This is a genomic window from Flagellimonas sediminis (assembly GCF_010500845.1).
Classification (GTDB): Bacteria; Bacteroidota; Bacteroidia; order Flavobacteriales; family Flavobacteriaceae; genus Flagellimonas; species Flagellimonas sediminis.
In genome coordinates, this window is record NZ_JAAAMI010000004.1 from 106,641 (window position 1) to 126,165 (window position 19,525).

The 19,525-nt window shown below is 44.4% G+C and carries 14 protein-coding genes; 4 read left to right on the plus strand and 10 right to left on the minus strand.

Annotated elements, in window-relative coordinates:
• Positions 1-190 precede the first annotated feature (190 nt).
• On the minus strand, positions 191-1,111 hold the full coding sequence (gene mdh, locus GTK07_RS09545; protein ID WP_163635026.1) for a malate dehydrogenase: 921 nt from the start codon (positions 1,109-1,111) through the stop codon (positions 191-193).
• 243 nt (positions 1,112-1,354) lie between these two features.
• On the opposite strand from mdh, the gene GTK07_RS09550 reads away from it, so the two are divergent.
• Entirely contained in the window at positions 1,355-1,726 is a 372-nt protein-coding gene (locus GTK07_RS09550; RefSeq protein ID WP_163635027.1) for a hypothetical protein, read from the plus strand.
• A gap of 84 nt (positions 1,727-1,810) precedes the next feature.
• Here GTK07_RS09550 and GTK07_RS09555 read toward each other — a convergent pair whose 3' ends face one another.
• The 3 genes from GTK07_RS09555 to asnB all read right to left on the minus strand — a co-directional run bounded on the left by GTK07_RS09555 (position 1,811) and on the right by asnB (position 6,754).
• Positions 1,811-2,821, minus strand: coding sequence for a DUF6588 family protein (locus GTK07_RS09555; protein ID WP_163635028.1), 1,011 nt, complete (start codon positions 2,819-2,821; stop codon positions 1,811-1,813).
• A 72-nt stretch (positions 2,822-2,893) separates the two neighbouring features.
• Positions 2,894-4,834, minus strand: coding sequence for a DNA topoisomerase (ATP-hydrolyzing) subunit B (gene gyrB, locus GTK07_RS09560; RefSeq protein ID WP_163635029.1), 1,941 nt, complete (start codon positions 4,832-4,834; stop codon positions 2,894-2,896).
• A 249-nt stretch (positions 4,835-5,083) separates the two neighbouring features.
• Positions 5,084-6,754 (minus strand): asparagine synthase B, encoded by a 1,671-nt coding sequence (gene asnB, locus GTK07_RS09565; protein ID WP_163635030.1) that lies wholly within the window; start codon positions 6,752-6,754, stop codon positions 5,084-5,086.
• Positions 6,755-6,997: 243 nt separating this feature from the next.
• Between asnB and GTK07_RS09570 the strand changes: the two genes are divergently transcribed.
• The gene (locus GTK07_RS09570) at positions 6,998-7,528 is read left to right on the plus strand and encodes a DUF2911 domain-containing protein (protein WP_163635031.1); all 531 of its coding nucleotides are present in this window, start codon (positions 6,998-7,000) and stop codon (positions 7,526-7,528) included.
• A 102-nt stretch (positions 7,529-7,630) separates the two neighbouring features.
• Here the strand turns inward: GTK07_RS09570 and GTK07_RS09575 are convergent, their stop codons facing one another.
• The 4 genes from GTK07_RS09575 to GTK07_RS09590 form a co-directional block, all read right to left on the minus strand.
• Positions 7,631-9,250, minus strand: a complete 1,620-nt coding sequence (locus GTK07_RS09575; protein WP_163635032.1) for an amidohydrolase — start codon at positions 9,248-9,250, stop codon at positions 7,631-7,633.
• A 45-nt stretch (positions 9,251-9,295) separates the two neighbouring features.
• Complete coding sequence (locus GTK07_RS19405; RefSeq protein WP_163635033.1) at positions 9,296-10,312, minus strand: OmpA family protein; 1,017 nt, start codon at positions 10,310-10,312, stop codon at positions 9,296-9,298.
• A gap of 180 nt (positions 10,313-10,492) precedes the next feature.
• A complete protein-coding gene (locus GTK07_RS09585; protein WP_163635034.1) occupies positions 10,493-12,244 on the minus strand; it encodes a TonB-dependent receptor in 1,752 nt (583 codons plus the stop codon).
• A 13-nt stretch (positions 12,245-12,257) separates the two neighbouring features.
• Positions 12,258-15,281 carry a tetratricopeptide repeat protein gene (locus GTK07_RS09590; protein WP_163635035.1) on the minus strand — a complete coding sequence of 1,008 codons (3,024 nt, stop codon included), beginning with the start codon at positions 15,279-15,281 and terminating at the stop codon, positions 12,258-12,260.
• A gap of 145 nt (positions 15,282-15,426) precedes the next feature.
• Here GTK07_RS09590 and GTK07_RS09595 point away from each other — a divergent pair, with 145 nt between their 5' ends.
• Both GTK07_RS09595 and ppgK read left to right on the plus strand, forming a co-directional pair.
• On the plus strand, positions 15,427-16,110 hold the full coding sequence (locus tag GTK07_RS09595; protein ID WP_163635036.1) for a cell division ATP-binding protein FtsE: 684 nt from the start codon (positions 15,427-15,429) through the stop codon (positions 16,108-16,110).
• A gap of 194 nt (positions 16,111-16,304) precedes the next feature.
• Positions 16,305-17,072 carry a polyphosphate--glucose phosphotransferase gene (gene ppgK / locus GTK07_RS09600; protein ID WP_163635037.1) on the plus strand — a complete coding sequence of 256 codons (768 nt, stop codon included), beginning with the start codon at positions 16,305-16,307 and terminating at the stop codon, positions 17,070-17,072.
• On the opposite strand, the gene typA is transcribed toward ppgK, so the two are convergent.
• Positions 17,069-18,868 (minus strand): translational GTPase TypA, encoded by a 1,800-nt coding sequence (gene typA, locus GTK07_RS09605; protein WP_163635038.1) that lies wholly within the window; start codon positions 18,866-18,868, stop codon positions 17,069-17,071. The two genes, ppgK and typA, sit on opposite strands and share 4 nt — an antisense overlap.
• Positions 18,869-18,965: 97 nt before the next feature.
• Positions 18,966-19,523 carry a hypothetical protein gene (locus GTK07_RS09610; RefSeq protein ID WP_163635039.1) on the minus strand — a complete coding sequence of 186 codons (558 nt, stop codon included), beginning with the start codon at positions 19,521-19,523 and terminating at the stop codon, positions 18,966-18,968.
• Positions 19,524-19,525 lie beyond the last annotated feature (2 nt).

Sequence of the window (19,525 nt, forward strand, 5' to 3'; positions counted from 1 at the left end):
AAATATATCATTTCCGATAAGATTTGCCAATAGAAAATGATGTAATTGCAATAAAGGTATCAAGCCTTTGCTGTTAATGCTAAAATGTCATTTCGGACGGATCAGAATTTCCTTGGATACATCTTAGCAAACCCAAGGTCCGATCATGCCCAAAATGACAAATTCTCTGGTCGGTCAAATATGGTTATTTCTACAAAAGTGCATTGGTCTTTCTAACCCCATCGGCACTTTCTGCCATTTTAGCTTTTTCGGCATCGGACAATTCGATTTCCACGATTTTCTCGATACCATCTTTGCCCAAAATCACAGGGGCACCGATACAGATGTCACTCAATCCATATTCTCCATCCAACATGGTGGAACATGGGAACATTTTCTTTTGGTCACATGCAATGGCCTGTACCATAGAAGATACTGCGGCACCAGGGGCATACCAAGCACTGGTACCCAAAAGTTTGGTTAAGGTAGCACCGCCTACTTTGGTCTCCTCCACGACCCAGCTCATTTGCTCTTCGGATAGGAATTCGGAAACCTTTATACTGTTACGTGTGGCATGGCCGATAAGAGGAACCATTCCCACGTCGCTATGGCCGCCGATCACCATTCCATCAACATCGGAAATAGGGGCACCCAAAGCCTCGGCCAATCTGTATTTGAAACGGGCACTATCCAAGGCACCGCCCATACCAATGACCCTGTTCTTAGGCAATCCTGTAGCTTTGTGTACCAAATAGGTCATCGTATCCATTGGGTTGCTCACCACAATAAAGATGGTATTTGGGGAATGTTCCAAAAGGTTGGTTGCCACAGTCTTCACGATACCGGCATTAATTCCGATCAATTCCTCACGGGTCATCCCTGGTTTACGCGGAATTCCTGATGTGATCACCACTACGTTGCTGTTAGCCGTTTTACTGTAATCGTTGGTGCTTCCTGTAATTTTGGTATCGAAACCCATTAGAGATGCCGTTTGCATAAGGTCCATGGCCTTACCTTCGGCGTATCCTTCCTTGATATCCAGCAAAACTACTTCAGATGCAAAATTTTTCATTGCTATGTATTCTGCGCAGCTTGCTCCCACTGCGCCTGCTCCAACTACGGTAACTTTCATTTGTATAAGTTTAAATTTTAATGCTCAAAAATACGGCATTTAAGGCAGAAAAAAACTGAATTTCACCAGTTTTAGCTGCTCAATTTTGTTAGAATCACAAAATCTTCCGAATCGTGAAATGTTAACAAAAGCTTCCTTTCATCGAAGAATTGGAATTTCACAACAATTTTGAAGAAATGGGTGCAATACTTTCCTACAAAAGGACGTTCTAATAGTCCCAAAACCAATTTAACCTACTGACCTATGAAAAAGCTCTTTTCATTGTTGTCCATTATAGGCATAATTGCCATAAGCAACTGTAGCAGTATCCCAGAGAACAACGATCCCATTTTGGGTATCTGGGCCAAAGTCGAGACTTCCAATATCGACAACAAGAGTAGCGATACCACTCGGGAAGAATGGATTTTCAATGATGTGTACCTGGGCAGGTACCAGAGCTATTCCAATAACAGGCTGGTTTTTTACACCGATTTTAAATGGTCCGTTGACAACGGCACCTATACCATTATATATGGCGACCCACAGGTTACCGATGTTACGGTGAGCCTATTGAAAGCGCAAGATCCTGAAATTTTGGCCCTAGGGAACGGCTCGGTCTTCGCCACTAGGGAATAGACGGAAGACCAACTTATATGAAAATAGTAGGCCCCAACGAACATTGGGGCCTTCTTTATTGGTTGGTCGGTTGGTAGTTGATGTTTATCTGAATCCGAAGTTGATACCAAAGGTAAAGGTGCTGAACTCGGAAATATTGTATTCGGCATTGAGCCTAAAGAATCCCAACTTGATCTTGGTTCCCAAATTGGCAGAAACGCCACTTACATCTTTGGATACCGTAAATGGATCTACAACGGTCTCGGTGAAAAATGGCCCTCTGGCTTCATAGGTACCCAAAAGGTCAATGTCCGATTTACCGGTGATATAGCCCAAACCTCCATAGAAATTGATCACTGGAATTTTGGTTGTGGACACTACGGCACTAAAGTTCCATGTTTTAAAGTTGGCTTCGATGCGCTGATTGCTACCGTTGATGGTTGAAGAATCAGTAAAATCATATTCTCCATCCAAGTTGGTATATCCTATCACAGCAGCAATCGCCACTGGAAGAACCTTATCGGCCGGAAGCATTTTGGTGAAATCGTACTGTAGACCAGCCCCAAACAATCCAATTTTCGCGTCATCATCAAACTTGATCTTTGGTAAAAAACGCGCTTTTACTTCCAAACCTTTAACCAATCCAACACTTCCTTGCAAATAACCAGAGGGAATAAAATTCAAATTTTCGGAGGCAAGACCGGAAGGAAGTTCAAACTCTTCTCGGAACAGACCGTTCTGTCCTTCAACAAATACTTCCACCCCTTCAATATCTCCTAAACCTGTGGCAACAAGGCGTGCTTGACCAGGATTCTGCACAAAATCGAGGTTTTCATAATCTGCCGGATTTAAAAGGAATGCTTTTTTGTCGTCCTTGTTCCTAAATCCGGTCATGTTCCCAATAATGGAAATTTCGAATCCTCCCAAAGGTTTGGAATCGGCAGAATTGTACCATCCGTTTGAAATACTGTAAATGGATGCTTCTGAAACGGGAGCCAAATAGGCATTGGCAAAACGTTCTGCATCAGCTACACCTGAAACAAATATATCGTTCAGGTCTTGCGCCCTTCCCAGGGTTATTGAGGCCAAGGCCATCAACAAAACAATTTTCTTCATTTTGTAAAATTTTTCCTAAAACTAAAAAACTCGCCTTTCAGGGGCGAGTTTTTGTTGTGAAATAGGTGTTATCTATGCATCTATGTTAGCATAGACGGCATTTTTCTCGATAAATTCACGTCTTGGTGGTACCTCATCCCCCATCAACATGGAGAAGATTCGGTCAGATTCCGTAGCGTTATCGATACTCACTTGGCGCAAGGTCCTGAACTCCGGGTTCATGGTTGTATCCCACAGTTGCTCCGCGTTCATCTCACCTAGACCTTTGTAGCGCTGAATGTTGACACCACCGTTCATGGACGCTACAATCTCGTCGCGTTCCTTATCATTCCATGCGTAACGCCGCTTGGTTCCTTTTCTCACCAAATACAAAGGAGGTGTGGCAATGTATACGTGTCCACCCTCGATCAATTCGCGCATATAACGGAAGAAAAAGGTAAGGATCAACGTTTCGATGTGACTACCATCCACGTCCGCATCACACATGATCACCACTTTGTGGTAACGCAGTTTTTCCAGGTTCAATGCTTTGCTGTCTTCTTCGGTTCCAATGGTGACCCCAAGGGCCGTATAGATGTTCTTGATCTCTTCGTTTTCGAAGACCTTGTGCTGCATGGCCTTTTCCACATTCAGGATCTTACCTCTAAGCGGAAGAATGGCTTGAAAGTTCCTGTCCCTTCCTTGTTTGGCGGTACCACCTGCCGAGTCTCCCTCAACTAGGAACACCTCACATTTGGTTGGATCCTGTTCTGAACAATCGGAAAGTTTACCGGGCAATCCCCCAACACTCATTGGGTTTTTACGTTGCACCATTTCGCGTGCCTTGGCGGCAGCATGTCTGGCCTGTGCGGCCAATTTTACTTTTTCAACGATCTGTTTGGCGTCTTCTGGATGCTCTTCCAAATAATCGGTCAACATTTCGGAAACGGCCTGGCTCACGGCACTGGTCACCTCACGGTTACCCAATTTGGTCTTGGTCTGACCTTCAAACTGTGGTTCGGCAACTTTAACGGAAACAATGGCTGTTAAACCCTCTCGGAAGTCATCCCCGGAAATTTCAAATTTTAGTTTGTCCAACATGCCGGAGTTATCGGCATATTTTTTCAACGTTGTGGTCAAACCTCTCCTAAAGCCGGAAAGATGAGTACCTCCTTCGTGTGTGTTGATGTTGTTCACGTAGGAGTGAAGGTTTTCGGTATAACCTGTGTTGTAGACCATAGCCACTTCCACAGGGATTCCGTTCTTCTCCCCTTCCATTGAAATCACGCTCTGAATGAGCGGCTCACGGTTACCATCCAAGAACTTGATGAATTCTTTCAGTCCTTCCTCGGAATGGAAGGTTTCATGAATGAATTCCCCTTTTTCGTCCTTGTTTCTCTTATCGGTTAGGTCGATGGTGATTCCTTTGTTCAAATAGGAAAGCTCACGCATACGGTTGGCAAGGGTCTCATAACTAAATTCCGTGGTCTGGGTAAAGATGGTATCATCCGGAATAAAGGTGACCACGGTTCCCGTGGCATCACTGTCCCCGATACTTTTTACAGGATAAAGGGCCTTCCCTTTTTCATATTCCTGCTCCCATACTTTTCCTTCCCTATAAACGGTGGCTCTTAGATGGTTGGACAAGGCATTCACACAGGAAACGCCTACCCCATGGAGACCTCCAGAAACCTTATACGAATCTTTATCAAATTTACCACCGGCACCGATCTTGGTCATAACCACCTCCAAGGCGGAAACTCCCTCCTTTTTATGCAACCCTACAGGTATACCCCTACCGTTGTCCTTAACAGTAATGGAATTATCTTCATTAATGATTACTTCTATCGCATCACAATAACCGGCCATGGCCTCATCAATGGAGTTGTCCACCACCTCATATACCAAATGGTGCAACCCCCTGACCCCTACATCCCCAATATACATGGAAGGTCTCATACGTACGTGCTCCATGCCCTCAAGGGCCTGGATACTATCCGCCGAGTATTGTTTCTTGTTAGCTTCTTCGCTCATATATTCTCTGTATTTACCTAGAATTTTTCAAATCCTACAAATATAAAGAATACCCTTTTTAATTAGGCTTCGGAGGGCTTATGAACCTTCTAAGTTATCAACAAAATCTGTGGAAAAACAGGATATGGGGGCCTAGTTCCCAATGGGATGTCAAACAGAACAAAAAGCCCCTCGATCGAGGGGCTTTTCCGACTAATTGAAAATGAAACAAAACTTCTCCTGCTCCAAATTCTTGATTGCTAATTACTGCTATTTCACGTAGGCATCGGTGTGCACTTTGGCAACGGCCCTGCCCGAAGGATCGTTCATGTTCTTGAACGCTTCGTCCCACTCCAACGCTATCTTGGTGCTGCAGGCCACTGAAGGTTCCTGAGGAACACTCAATGCAGCCGCATCCGAAGGGAAATGACTTTCAAATATGGAACGGTAATAATATTCTTCTTTGGTGGTCGGCGTCTGTATCGGGAACTTGAAGTGTGCATTCTTCAGCTGTTCATCACTAATTTCCTCGGCAACCATCGCTTTCAAGGTATCTATCCAGCTATAGCCTACGCCATCCGAAAATTGTTCCTTTTGTCTCCAGGCCACACTTTCAGGAAGGTAGGACTCAAATGCTTTTCTCACTACCCATTTTTCCATGCGCTCCCCGTTGATCATCTTGTCTTTAGGGTTTACACGCATGGCCACATCCATGAACTCTTTGTCCAAAAAAGGCACACGGCCTTCAATGCCCCATGCTGCCAGGGACTTGTTTGCCCTTAAACAGTCGTACATGTGAAGTTTATCCAACTTACGCACGGTTTCTTCATGGAAATCCTTTGGACTCGGTGCCTTGTGAAAATAAAGGTATCCACCGAAAAGTTCATCAGCACCTTCTCCTGACAACACCATTTTGATACCCATCGACTTGATGACCCTAGCCATTAAATACATGGGTGTGGAGGCCCTAATGGTGGTAATATCGTAGGTTTCCAGGTTATAGATCACATCCTTGATGGCATCCAAACCTTCTTGGATGGTAAACTTAATCTCGTGATGTATGGTTCCAATATGCTTGGCCACCACTTGTGCGGCGGCAAGGTCAGGGGAGCCTTCCAATCCTACTGAAAAGGAGTGCAATTGGGGCCACCAGGCATCAGCAGTATCACCAGACTCGATTCTTTTTTGGGAATATTTTTTGGCGATGGCGGAGGTTACGGAGGAATCCAATCCACCGGATAACAACACGCCATAAGGAACGTCTGACATCAACTGACGGTGCACTGCAGCTTCCAAGGCATCTTTAATGGCCTGAATGCTGGTCTCGTTTTCCTTAACGGCGTCATACTCCATCCAATCCCTTGAATACCATCTCTTGAACTCACCATCGGAGCTGTGCAGATAATGTCCGGGAGGGAACAATTGGATCTTGGAGCAGGTTCCTTCCAATGCTTTCAATTCGGAAGCCACGTAAAAGGTTCCGTTTTTGTCCCATCCGATATAAAGTGGAATAATTCCCATGTGGTCCCTAGCGATAAAGTACTCGTCTTTCTCACTATCGTAAATGGCGAATCCGAAGATACCGTTCATTTCATCCACAAAGTCAACCCCTTTTTCTTGATACAATGCCAAGATCACTTCACAATCCGATTGGGTCTTGAATTCATATTTCCCTTCGAACTGTTTTCTCAATTGTTGATGGTTATAAATTTCACCGTTAGCGGCCAATACCAATTTTCCATCGGCGCTCAACAACGGTTGTTTTCCTGAAGCTGGATCCACGATGGCCAAACGCTCATGGGCCAAAATCGCTTTATCATCAGCATAAATCCCACTCCAATCCGGTCCGCGGTGCCTTACTTTCTTAGACATCTCCAACAATTGGGGCCTAAGTACTTCTGTACTTTCCTTCACATCAAATGCGCATACAATACCACACATATTCAAATAAATTAGTAACAATTTTGATACAAAAATGAACCTGATACTTTATAAATAAAACAATAAATAACTTATTAATTCCATATTGTAATTTCAAAAAGAAAACCTCTATTAGATTGTAACCATATTCTCAAAATACCATAGTAATCCCCAACGTTTTGTAAGTTTATCCTTTTTTAACGTCTTTATAAACCGAAAGGACCTTTTTAGGCCCCAGTTTTGAAAACTACTAAAATCACAATCATGAAAAATGTATTCCTATTTACACTCCTAGCTGTTACCATGGTATTTTCCACTGAAGTAACTGCCCAAAAATTCAGCGGGTTGGACAAAAGTCCTGCGGATATTGTCACTTTCCCGACCAGTTCGCGAGTTCCCCAAAAATCCATCAAGGTCATTTACAGCAGACCACAATTGAAAGGACGTAGCTTGACCGAACTTGCCCCAGAAGGGAAAGTATGGAGAACCGGTGCCAATGAATGCACCGAAATCACTTTTTACAAGGATGCCACCATTGGAGGCAAGACCGTTAAAGCGGGAACGTATTCCCTTTTTACTATTCCAGGTGAAGGAGAGTGGACCGTAATCTTGAACAGCAACCTGAACCAATGGGGCGCCTTTTCTTATGATAGTGAGGCTGATGTTGCCCGGGTAATGGCCAAGACCAGTGCTGACGATGAAGAATTAGAGGCTTTTTCCATTGCTTTTGATGACAGCGGAGCTATGGTCATGGGATGGGGGACCACAAGGGTTACCGTGCCGATTAGCATTTAAACCATATTATTTATAAACGAAAGCCCCTATTTGGGGCTTTTTTATTTGATCTGATTTGAGATGAAATAGATTCTTCACTGCGTTCAGAATGACCGGTAGTCTTTATTTGAGTTTTTCTCCGCCCACAAAAACCTGCTCCGCCTTTAGATTGGGAATATCCGAAACGGGAACCGTCATGATGTCATTACTCAAGATTACAAAATCGGCGAACTTACCTGGCTCAATACTTCCCTTCTCGCCTTCCTCAAAGTTGGAATAGGCTGCCCAAATGGTCATACCTTTCAACGTTTCTTCCCTAGACAGGGCATCTCTCATCTGAAAACCACCCTCTGGATAATTATTCAAATCCTGACGGGCCACCGCGGCATAAAAAGTCAAGAATGGACTTACCTGTTCTACGGGAAAGTCGGTTCCCAAGGCTACTATGCCAGCTTCATCCAAAAGTTTCTTGTAGGCATAAGCCCCCTGCACACGTTCAGGCCCCAATCTATCTTCGGCCCAGTACATATCACTCGTGGCATGTGTCGGCTGAACGGATGGAATGATGCCCAGTTTAAAATAATCGAAATCTTCCATGGATATTACCTGGGCATGTTCCACCTTCCAACGACGGTCCGGTTTGCCCTCCAAGGCTTTTTTATAAGCACGTAGCACCACTACATTGGCCGAATCTCCAATGGCATGGGTGTTCATTTGATAATCGGAAGCGGCAATACGCTCGGCCAAGGCCCCAATTTCGGTAACGGGGGTTACCATGGCACCAAAATGACCAGGCTTATCCGAATAAGGCTCTTTTAAAGCTGCTCCCCTTGAACCCAAAGCACCATCGCCATATACTTTTACAGAACGAACATCCAGCCGGTCCGTTTTAACAATTCCTTTGTCCAAAAAGTAATCTAAATTTTCCGGATAGTTGGATACCATGGCATATACGCGGATGGACAAATCTCCCGCTTGCTGTAAACTATCAATCAATTCTATGGTAGCGCGTGAAAGACCGGCATCATTAACCGTGGTGAGTCCATAATCCAGACTGATACGCTCTGCATCTTTTAGGGCCTGTATTTGCTGCTCTCTGGATGGTTGTGGAATGACAGCATCCACCAATCCCATGGGGTTATCCACCAAAACACCCGTAATCTTACCTTCCTTGGTCACGATTTCCCCACCTTCCACTTTGGTTTCTGTGTTAATCCCAGCCAAATCCAATGCCTTTTGGTTAACAAGGTAGGCGTGCCCATCAATACGTTCCAAAGCAACGGGGGTGTTAGGGAACAATTCATCCAGTTTATCCTTCGTTGGGAATTCCTTTTCTTCCCAATCGTTCTGGTCCCAGCCCCGTCCTCGGATAAAATCCGATGGCCGTTCCTTTTGAAATGCCACTACCTTTTCCAAAATCTCATCAAAACTGGTGGTACCCACCAAATCCACGACCTGCTGGTTCAACCCTAGTCCGTAAAAATGACAATGGGCATCGATCAATCCCGGAACAATGGTCTTCCCTTTAGCATCCAATTCTTCTTTGGCCTTGTATTTTTTATAGATATCGGCATTATTGGAAACGGCGATGAATCTCCCGTCCTTTATGGCCACACAACAGGCCATGGAAAAAGTATCATCCACGGTATAAATGTTGGCGTTGTAGACAATAAGGTCCACTTCTTCCTTGGGGCTACAAGCAAAAAATAAAGGGATAAAAAAAAGGAGTGCTAGTTTTTTCATTTTGGATGATGGTTTGTTCCAAAAATAAAAAATGCCCTTGAAATATTATGGGTTTTCGTCCTCGAACTCGGTCATCACAAATTCTACCCTACGGTTTTTTCTCCTTGCCTCATCCGTCAGTGAAGAATCCAATGGGATTTTATCGCCAAAACCTTTGGAGGTAATTCTCCTTTTATCGAGTCCTAAAGCCATTAAATATTCGGCCACGGTCTGTGCCCTTTCCTTGGAAAGGACATTATTGTATTCATCAGATCCAAGGTCATCGGTATGGCCACTAATGGAAACCATCAAGTTTGGATGTTTTTGCAAATAATCATACACATCCCTTAAACTTTGTTTGGCCTTGGGCTGAAGATCAAATTTGTCAAAATTAAAATTGACATGGTCCAACACGTACACTTCATTTGGTTGATAATCTGGACCCAAGTAGGTCAACGAAATCTCATCTACATAATAATAGGAATACCCCCCTTTGTTGTTGGTGGTATGTCCAAAATCGAGATAACTGGTTCCTGCATTGCTTTTAAAATTACCGAGGATAAGATGTTTTTCAAATCCTTTACCCACCATATCAAAGCTCAGTTCCATCCATTTCTGCTTGTCTTCGTAATAGTCATGGGCAGGGAACTGTTTTATGGGGGTGGTTTCGGTTGCCACGGATAAGAGCACACCTTGCGACAAATGTCTTTTGGTATGAATGGATAGCGGCTTTTCGGCAAAAATGGCCCCCATATCCATAACCGCCCCATCCGATTTTTCGGCCAAGCTCACAAACAAAGTCAGCCGGTATCGACTACCTTTTTCCAAGGTTTGGGTCAAAGGTACCTGAATGTACTCCCTATAATCGTCAGGGGCGTACAGATAAAGTCCGGCATAGGCGCTACCATCAAAAGGATCTTGCTTTCCTTTAAAATTCATGGGAATGCCCAACTTGGTCTTGCTACATTCGTTGAAGTAATCTGTGGTTCCCAAAGTGGGGGCACTCCAATAATCCGCATCCTTGTTGAGGTTGCTCATTTTTTCAGGACAGGAACTATATTCCTCAAAACTCCCGTTTTGCACTAAATTTTGGGAAAAACCCATCGCAAAACAGAAGCAAAGAACAAGCTGGGTGGTTATGTGCAAAAGTCGTAATCGCATGGCTTCCAATTTACTTGGAACCACCAATCAAATGATTTTCAAAAGATTGGCAGGAAGTATTAAACGACCCAACCTGCTATTTATTGCGTATAATCCTACAAATCAGAAATCAAACTTATATGATACCCCGGCCAAAGCCTGAAAGCCCTGTACCCTAAAATTGGCCCATCGCTGGTAATTATTGTTGGCAATATTGCTGGCCTTCACAAAGATGGACAACTGATCGTTCACCCGATACCCCACATGGGCATTGGCATCAAAAAAGCCATCTAGGGTTACTTGCATAAACTCCAGTTCGGAATCAATTGTTGCTCTTTGCGACAGCAAATCATCGCGCTCACCCACATAAAACAGATTGGCACCCATGTACCATTGTTCCGTAATCTGATAATCCATAAACAAAGACCCTTTAATGGAAGGAAGGTTCCAAGCGGGATTGTCGGTTTCCGTATCGTAATCGTAGAACTCGGCATTGACACCCAAGGTGAAGTTTCGGTTCACATCCACATTGATTTCCCCAAAAACACCCAACGTCTTTACATCGTCATAAAATACCTGGAAAGAATTGCCATAATAATAGCTCTTTTCGTCATCCCGTAAAATATTTGTGGGGTTATGGATAAACAAGGGCTTACGGTTTTCGGCCAAATACGACCCTTTGAAGTTATACCCGATGTTGGAAGTCAATTGCCCCTTCAAGCCCACATACCCTTCATATTGTTGGTCGGTGGGTTGAATATCCAAAGTGGGGGATACATATGGGTTTTCGTCCACAAAATCATGGTAAGAGTTCTGCTTCAACTGTCCTTCAATACCGCCATAGGCAATCACATTATCTTCCATGACCCGATAGGAAGCGGTAACCGCGGGATAGATATAAAAATTGCTATCGCTGTTCTCCGCATCCAAACCATACACAATGTTGGCGCCAAGGTTCACAGTAAGATCATCACGCAAGATCAACAAACTTGGGGTAACCCCCGCCTGAAATTGGCTGTAGTTGATTTCACCATCATTGGTGGTGCTGTTCAAGGAGGCATTCTTGAAATTACCTCCCACATAATCGAACTTGGCCGCAATAGTGATGAGTTCCTCGGTGATGGGCAATTCGATCGTAGGATTCACCACTACCCTATTTTCCCCTGATTCGGTAGCATCCCAAAAACGTCTCAACAAGATGTTTCCTTGCTTGAAAAACGAATCCTCCATGTTCAAGTGCGCCTTGGCCTCCGCATTGAAATAGTTCTGTGTCTCGTCCATACTGGCCACAAGATCTTCGGAATACACATCATTCTGGATACCGTACCAATTATACAGTTGATGTTGAAGCCCCACGGCTGCTCCCCAGTCCATATAACGGTCTTTTTTACCATAGGTAACATCCAATTTGGTATTGTAAAAATCCGTATCCAAAGGTGTGGAATCCAAATCGCCTCGAGACGAATTATGGGTTAGGCCGAAATCCAAAAGGTCTTCTCCTCGATTGAACTCCCTACTGGTGTAAAAGTCGACCAAGGCATTGTTGTAATTGCCCAACCCTACCGATGCATAGGAATTGTACAAGGTTGGCGGTGGGGTCTTCTTGACCCCGGAGGCCCTCCCTTTGGCCGGCGTGAACGTGGATGCCACGGGCACAGAAAATATGCTGTAATCAATTTTCTTTTTTTGAAGGACGATGGAATCGTTGAGGCTTGGTGTTGACTTTATCTTGAAGGCATCTGAAACGGTGGGGGAATATGGTTTTACCACCGTCACCGTTTCCGTACCAATATCATCGGTCTTGTCCTGACCGTACATCGCTCCAAAAAGGCTCAAAAAAAGTAATGAAAATATATAGGTTGCTCTCGTTTGCATGCTGTGTCTCGATTTAATTTTGGTTTGGGTTTACGGATGAATTGCTCTCGGCCTCCTTCGCCTTGATGGTCGCCAATTGTGTTTTGGCATCGATGACAATTTCATCGAATTCCGCAAAATTGGTAATCACACTCTCCAAAATATAGGTTGCCTGGAAGGCATCGCCCAAACCGTAGAAATTCTTTGCCATAATCACCAATCCCTTACCGGCCCATTGTTTGTAGGCGGAATAATCCTTCGCCAATTTTTGCACCGACTCATTGGACGATTCAAAATTACCATCAGCGTTTTTGAAAAAAGCATCATAGTACCATGCTTCTGCCGCCAACTCGCCTGTGGCGATTTTCTTCACTTCCTGATAGGCGGTTTTGGCCAAGTTTTCATTGTTCGTGGCAATGGCCGAGCGTGCAATCATAATCTGTGCATCACTTTTGATACGGTCATCGATTTTTGGTGCCTTCAACACTTTTTCCGCATAGGCCAAGGTCTGGGAATAATCCTTTTGTCCATAATACCCTTTCATAAGATTGGATTGTGCAAAGGTTCGGTTCTCCGTAATTTCCGCCGAATTCTCCAATTGTTTCAAATAGGGAATGGCACTGGTGTAATCCTGCTTTTCCACATAAATTTCGCAGACCCGGGTCAAGGCCTGTTCGGTATATTCCCCATTGCCTCCATCGGCAACGGCCTTGTATTTAGGTAGTGCCTTGTTCTTATCTCCGGCAGCAAAATACAACTGCGCCAATGCAAAGTTGGCATTTTGGGCATGCAGCCCGTTCGGGAATTGTTTCAGGTAATCCTCATAACCACGAAGGGCGGCATCGGTCTTGCCTTCCATTTGTTTGCGTTGGGCGGATTCAAAACTGGCGTTGTCCAGTTCAGCGTCGGTAACTTCCACAAAATCTAGGTTACGTGCCCAAGCGGCATATTCGCTCACCCGGCCTTCATCCACATAGACCAATTTGGCCGTGGCCACAGCTTGTTTGGCCTCTTGGGTATTCGGATATTTCTGCACCACTTCCTTCAACTTGGTCAATGCCTGTTCGTTCCTACTGGCATTGTAATGCACCAAACCTTCACGCAAAAGTCCGCGTGGGGCATACTTGCTCTTGGAGAACTCCTGTACCAATCGGTCATAGGTTTGCAATCCCAATTGTTCTTGATTATTGGCGATATACGTGTTACCGAGTTCAAAAAGGGCATCATCCCGAAGGGAAGAAGTTGGGAACATGTTCAAAAAATCGTTGAGACCATCAATCTTGGCCTTGTTGTTGCCCAAAAATCCACTGCACAGCGTTTTCTGGAAGGCTGCATAATCCCTTTCGGGACCGTTCATTTTTGATGATGTATCATAAGCCTTCATGGCCAATTGGTATTGACTGGTCACGAAATACCCATCCCCCAACCGAAGGTATCCGTCATTTTTTCGCTCGTCGTCTAGGGCACCGGAGTTGACTACATTCTTGAAATAGGCAATGGAATTGTTGTAATCCTTCAATTTAAAATAGCAATAACCCAGGTTATAATCCAATTCCTGATATTCGGGCATGGCTTTGGCCGCGGGCAGTCCCTGAAACTTCACAAAATCGACCAAGGCTTCATCAAAACGGTTCAATCGGTAGGCGGATTCGGCTTTCCAATACAATGCTCTTGCCTGAAAACTAGCATTATCGGCACTTTTCAAGGATTTTGAAAAACGCTCCAACGCGCCTTCATAATCCCCATCGATAAAAAGTTCCACACCACGATAATAGGCTACTTTTTGATAGGTTTCCTTGCTCGCGTAATTTTTGTTCTCTTCCAAAAGTTTCATGGCACCTTCAAAATTTTTGGAGGTGATGTAGGAATCCACCAAAAGTTCCTGGATTTCCAATTGGTGTTCATCCTTTGGATATTTTTCCAAATAAGCGGTCAGCACCTGCGGAACCGGTTCGTATGCATTCCCGACCTCATAGCTTAAACGGGCGTAGTTGAGGAAGGCATCTTTTTGGATCTGAGGGCTAAAATCCATTTGGGATGCATTACGAAATGCGTTCAAGGCTTCCGGTTTTTTATCCAACTTTAGATAACATTCCGCTAAATGATAATAGGCATTTTGGGAAACATCATTGGTGCCCCCGATGATTTTGTTGAACTGTTGGATGGCACTTTGGTAATCGCCCAATTTATAATGACTGTACCCCAACAAATAGTAATCGGTATTGCTCCATTTGCCGCGTTTGCCCCTGTACTTTTCCAAATATGGGATAGCCTCCCCGTATTTTTCTAAGTTGAAATAGCTCTCCCCAATGATTTTGTTGAGTTCGGATACTTCTTCCCTATTGGATTTGGGCAATTGCTTTTCCGCCATGGCTATGGCTTCCTCAAATTTTCCAAGCTTGAAATTCAGGTCGGCCTGATAATAGGACAATTTCTCATTGAGCAATTCGGGGTCCGTAATCTGGTCGAACCGGGCACTGGCCCCGGTATAATCATCCTGTTCGTAGGCGATGTAACCCAAATAATATTTGGCCTGAGAGCCATATTTTTGGGAAGTGGACACCTTGCTCAAATACCGCTCGGCTTCCTTCGGTTTCTTGGAGGCATAGAGCGCATAACCATTGTTGAAATTAAAGCGTTCCCTATCTCCGTAGGACATGGAGGACTCGTCCACCTTTTTGTACCATTTTAGGGCATAGGGGTATTTCCCCGTTTCAAAATAATAATCGGCCACATCCAAAAAAGCAGAGTTGCGTTTGGTGGAAGTCGGGTATCGCTCCACAAAATCCTCCATCATTTTATCGGCACCACGCTGGTTCAACCGAATAGCCGCGTTGGCGGCATAATAGGCACTGTTGGCCTCGGTCTCGTAATCGTTGGTGTTGGCCTTGACTTTCTCGAAAATGGTCTGCGCTGCTTGGTACTGCTGATCGTTGTACAACGCCAGAGCATCTTGGTAAGCTTTGTTTTCGTGGGAATAAATTTTGGTTTCCTGGGCAGAAAGTATAAAAAAAGATCCCAACCAAATGGGAATAAAAAGGAGGTTTGTTCGATTCATAGTGTTCTACGCTGTTCTCGATTGACTTTTACATAACGTCAAAATTTAAGCCAAAGTATATTTAGGTTTAAACTTGTTTTTATTGACAGGACAATAATGGCGAATATTTTTAGAACTTAGTACCTTTATTCCAGAAAGTGACACTATGCCCGAGACTATTGTAAAATTACAAGATGTAGCCGTATTCCAAAACGAGAACATGGTTTTGAACCACATCGACCTTGAAGTGAAAAAAGGTGAATTTGTGTATGTGATAGGAAAAACCGGGAGTGGCAAGAGTAGTTTTATGAAAACGCTTTATGCCGACCTTCCCCTAAAACAGGGCGAGGGAAATGTAGTGGATTTTGACCTGAAGATGTTAAAAGAAAAAGACATTCCCTTTTTACGAAGAAAACTGGGCATTGTTTTTCAGGATTTTAAGTTGCTGTCCGATCGCAATGTGAACAATAACCTTCAATTTGTTTTGAAGGCCACGGGATGGACGGACCCCAAAAAAATGAGCGACAAGATCGAAGAGGTCTTGACCAAGGTGGGTATGAAAACCAAAGGTTTTAAATTTCCGCATGAGCTCTCCGGTGGGGAACAACAACGTATTGCCATTGCGCGCGCGCTCTTGAACGACCCCGAACTCATTTTGGCGGACGAACCAACCGGGAACCTGGACCCCCAGACCAGTGTGGAGGTCATGAAGGTGCTTCAGGACATTAACCAAAATGGGCGCACCATCATCATGGCCACTCATGATTACGCCCTCATTTTAAAATACCCGCACAAGACTCTTAAATGTGATGGTAGCAAGGTTTTTGAGGTCATCCAAAAGGCAATTTAATTTCACCAAGACCTTCAGGGTAAAGTTTGGATGACGTTATGTGTGGCGTGTTTTTTAGCTGCATTTTATAATCCTGAACAACAGAGAGATTGGTTTGGTTCTTTCTTTTTGGCCAACCTCCAATAAAAAACCAATAAACAATCAAACCAAAAAAGTTTTCGTTTCTTTGTTCCAATAATATGACACCTCCTTCTATGGAAATTCTTGGTATTGATATTGGTGGAACGGGCATCAAAGGCGCCCTGGTAAATGCAGAAACCGGTGAAATGCTGACGGAACGTTACCGAATCGCCACTCCAAAATCCAAAAAACCGGCCGATATGGCCCAAGTAGTGGCTGAAATAGTGGAGCATTTTAACTATAGTGGTCCCGTCGGATGTGGCTTCCCTTCCATCGTAAAAAATGGGGTTTGCAAATCGGCAGGCAACCTTCACCCAAGTTGGGTAGGCGTCAATATAGATGAACTTTTCACCGAAACCACTGGCCACGAGTTTACGGTACTCAACGATGCCGATGCAGCCGGATATGCCTCTATGAACTACGGAGTAGGCAAGGGAAAGGCTGGATTGGTGATCATGATCACCATTGGAACCGGTTTGGGCAGTGGTGCCTTTTTAAACGGGGTACTCATCCCTAATTTTGAACTGGGACAGATACCTTATAAAAAGCACAAGAAAATTGAGAAATGGGCGGCAGCCTCAGCTAAAGACCGTGAGGACCTGAGCATGGAAAAATGGGCCAAACGTTTCAACAAATTTTTGGAATATGTAGAACTGATCGTAAGCCCCGACCTGATCATTGTAGGCGGTGGAACTTCCAAAAAATGGGAAGAATTCAGCCACCTTATCAATATTGAGACAGAGGTCGTAAAGGCAGAGCTTATGAACCACGCCGGCATTATAGGTGCAGCCGTGGCCTGTCTTCGCGAACAGCACCACGGGCATTTAAGCGCTAAAGGTTAGATCGGCTTATTACGCTTACGATCTACTTCTTTCAAGAATATCTTTCTGATTCTTATGTGATTGGGAGTAACCTCAACATATTCATCCTTTTGGATATATTCCAACGCTTCTTCCAAAGAAAACTTGATCGCAGGTACAATTTTGGCCTTCTCGTCTGCTCCTGAAGAACGCACGTTGGAAAGCTTCTTGGTCTTGGTCACGTTCACGGTCATATCATCACCACGGGAGTTTTCACCAATTACCTGTCCTTCATAAATATCCTCTCCCGGATCAATAAAGAATTTACCCCTTTCCTGAAGTTTGTCAATGGAATAGGGAATGGCGGTACCATTTTCCATGGAAACCAAGGAACCGTTCAAACGCTGTGCAATCTCACCTTTCAATGGTTGATATTCCATAAAGCGGTGTGCCATAATGGCCTCCCCTGCGGTGGCGGTCAACAATTGGTTCCTTAGACCGATGATACCACGGGATGGAATCATGAATTCGCACAACATACGGGATCCTTTGGATTCCATGCTGATCATCTCCCCTTTTCTGATGGATACCATTTCCACGGCCTTGCCGGAAACTTCCTCTGGAAGGTCAATGGTCAAGTGCTCTACAGGCTCGCATTTAACACCATCAATCTCCTTGATGATAACCTGTGGCTGCCCGATTTGAAGTTCATAGCCTTCCCTTCTCATGGTCTCGATCAATACGGAAAGGTGCAATACCCCTCTCCCGAATACCATGAATTTATCTGCGCTACCAGTTTCTTGTACCCTTAGGGCCAAGTTCTTCTCCAGCTCTTTTTCCAATCTTTCCTTGATGTGCCTTGAGGTAACGAACTTTCCATCCTTACCGAAAAATGGACTATCATTAATGGTGAACAACATACTCATCGTTGGCTCATCAATGGCGATGGTCTTCAATTTTTCAGGATTTTCAAAATCAGCAACCGTGTCCCCGATTTCAAAACCTTCCATACCTACAATGGCGCAGATATCACCGGCTATCACTTCAGGTACCCTTACTCTTCCCAGTCCTTCAAATGTGTACAATTCCTTTACTTTGGATTTGATGATCTTTCCATCTCTTTTCACCAAAGAAATATTCTGACCCTCTTTAAGGATGCCCCGTTGCAACCTTCCAATGGCAATCCGTCCCGTAAATGAGGAATAATCCAAAGAAGTAATCAACATTTGGGTAGACCCCTGCTGAGGCTTAAAGGTTGGGATATGCTCGATGACCATATCCAAAAGAGGTTCAATATTCTGGGTTGGCTCTTTCCAGTCCTCGCCCATCCAGTTGTTCTTGGCGGAGCCGTAAACCGTTGGAAAATCCAACTGCCATTCCTCGGCACCCAATTCGAACATCAAATCGAACACTTTTTCGTGTACTTCTTCTGGTGTACAGTTTTCTTTGTCCACCTTATTGATAACCACACAGGGTTTCAAACCAAGGGAAATGGCCTTTTGCAATACAAAACGGGTCTGTGGCATAGGACCTTCAAAGGCATCCACCAACAACAGTACCCCGTCCGCCATATTGAGTACACGCTCCACTTCACCTCCAAAATCGGCGTGCCCAGGAGTATCGATAATGTTGATTTTGGTGCCCTTGTACACCACGGAAACGTTTTTGGATACGATAGTGATCCCACGTTCCCTTTCCAGGTCGTTGTTGTCCAAAATCAAATCGCCTTTGTTCTCATTATCGCGGAACAACTGGCAATGGTACATGATTTTATCCACCAAGGTAGTCTTACCGTGGTCTACGTGGGCAATGATTGCAATATTTTTGATGTTGGACATAACCTGATTTTTAAGCCCGCAAAGATACTGCTATTTTTTTCTTGTCAATACACCCGAATGTTATTTTTATCTTATTGATTTTGTGGCAGTTTGAGTACTACAGACCCACACACCACCGTTTTTCGCTGATGATGAAACCAATACTGAGGTTCACAACGGGGTAAATGCCACCTTTAAAGGGTCCGGCATAGTACCCTGCGCCGGCATCAATGGAAAAGCTGATTCCTGAATTATAGCTGCGTTGAATGCCGTATACCAATCCGCCATAACCATGCACACCATCAACCAACCGTCCTTCAACGGTACGTTGTCCGGGCGAAAAAAGGGCAGCTGTTGGAGCGATATAATTTCCGGAATTGCCATAAATGGAACGACGACGATGGTAACGACCGTTGAAGTTGTGATAAAACCGATATTGGGTGGTAATGGCAGGGAAAAAGTCCAGATTTTGCATGGGTTCGCTACTGGCCGGCTCCAAGGCCACTTGCCATGCTACCCTAAAGTCCAAAGTACTGTTAACCCCAACACCCATCTCATATTCAAGGCCTGGATTGAAGATGTTCAGTTTTATCTGGCGTATCTCACAGTTTTTGCCATATTGGGAATGGCTCAAAAAGCCAGTGAACAACATCACCAACAAAAGGAAACGGCGCATAG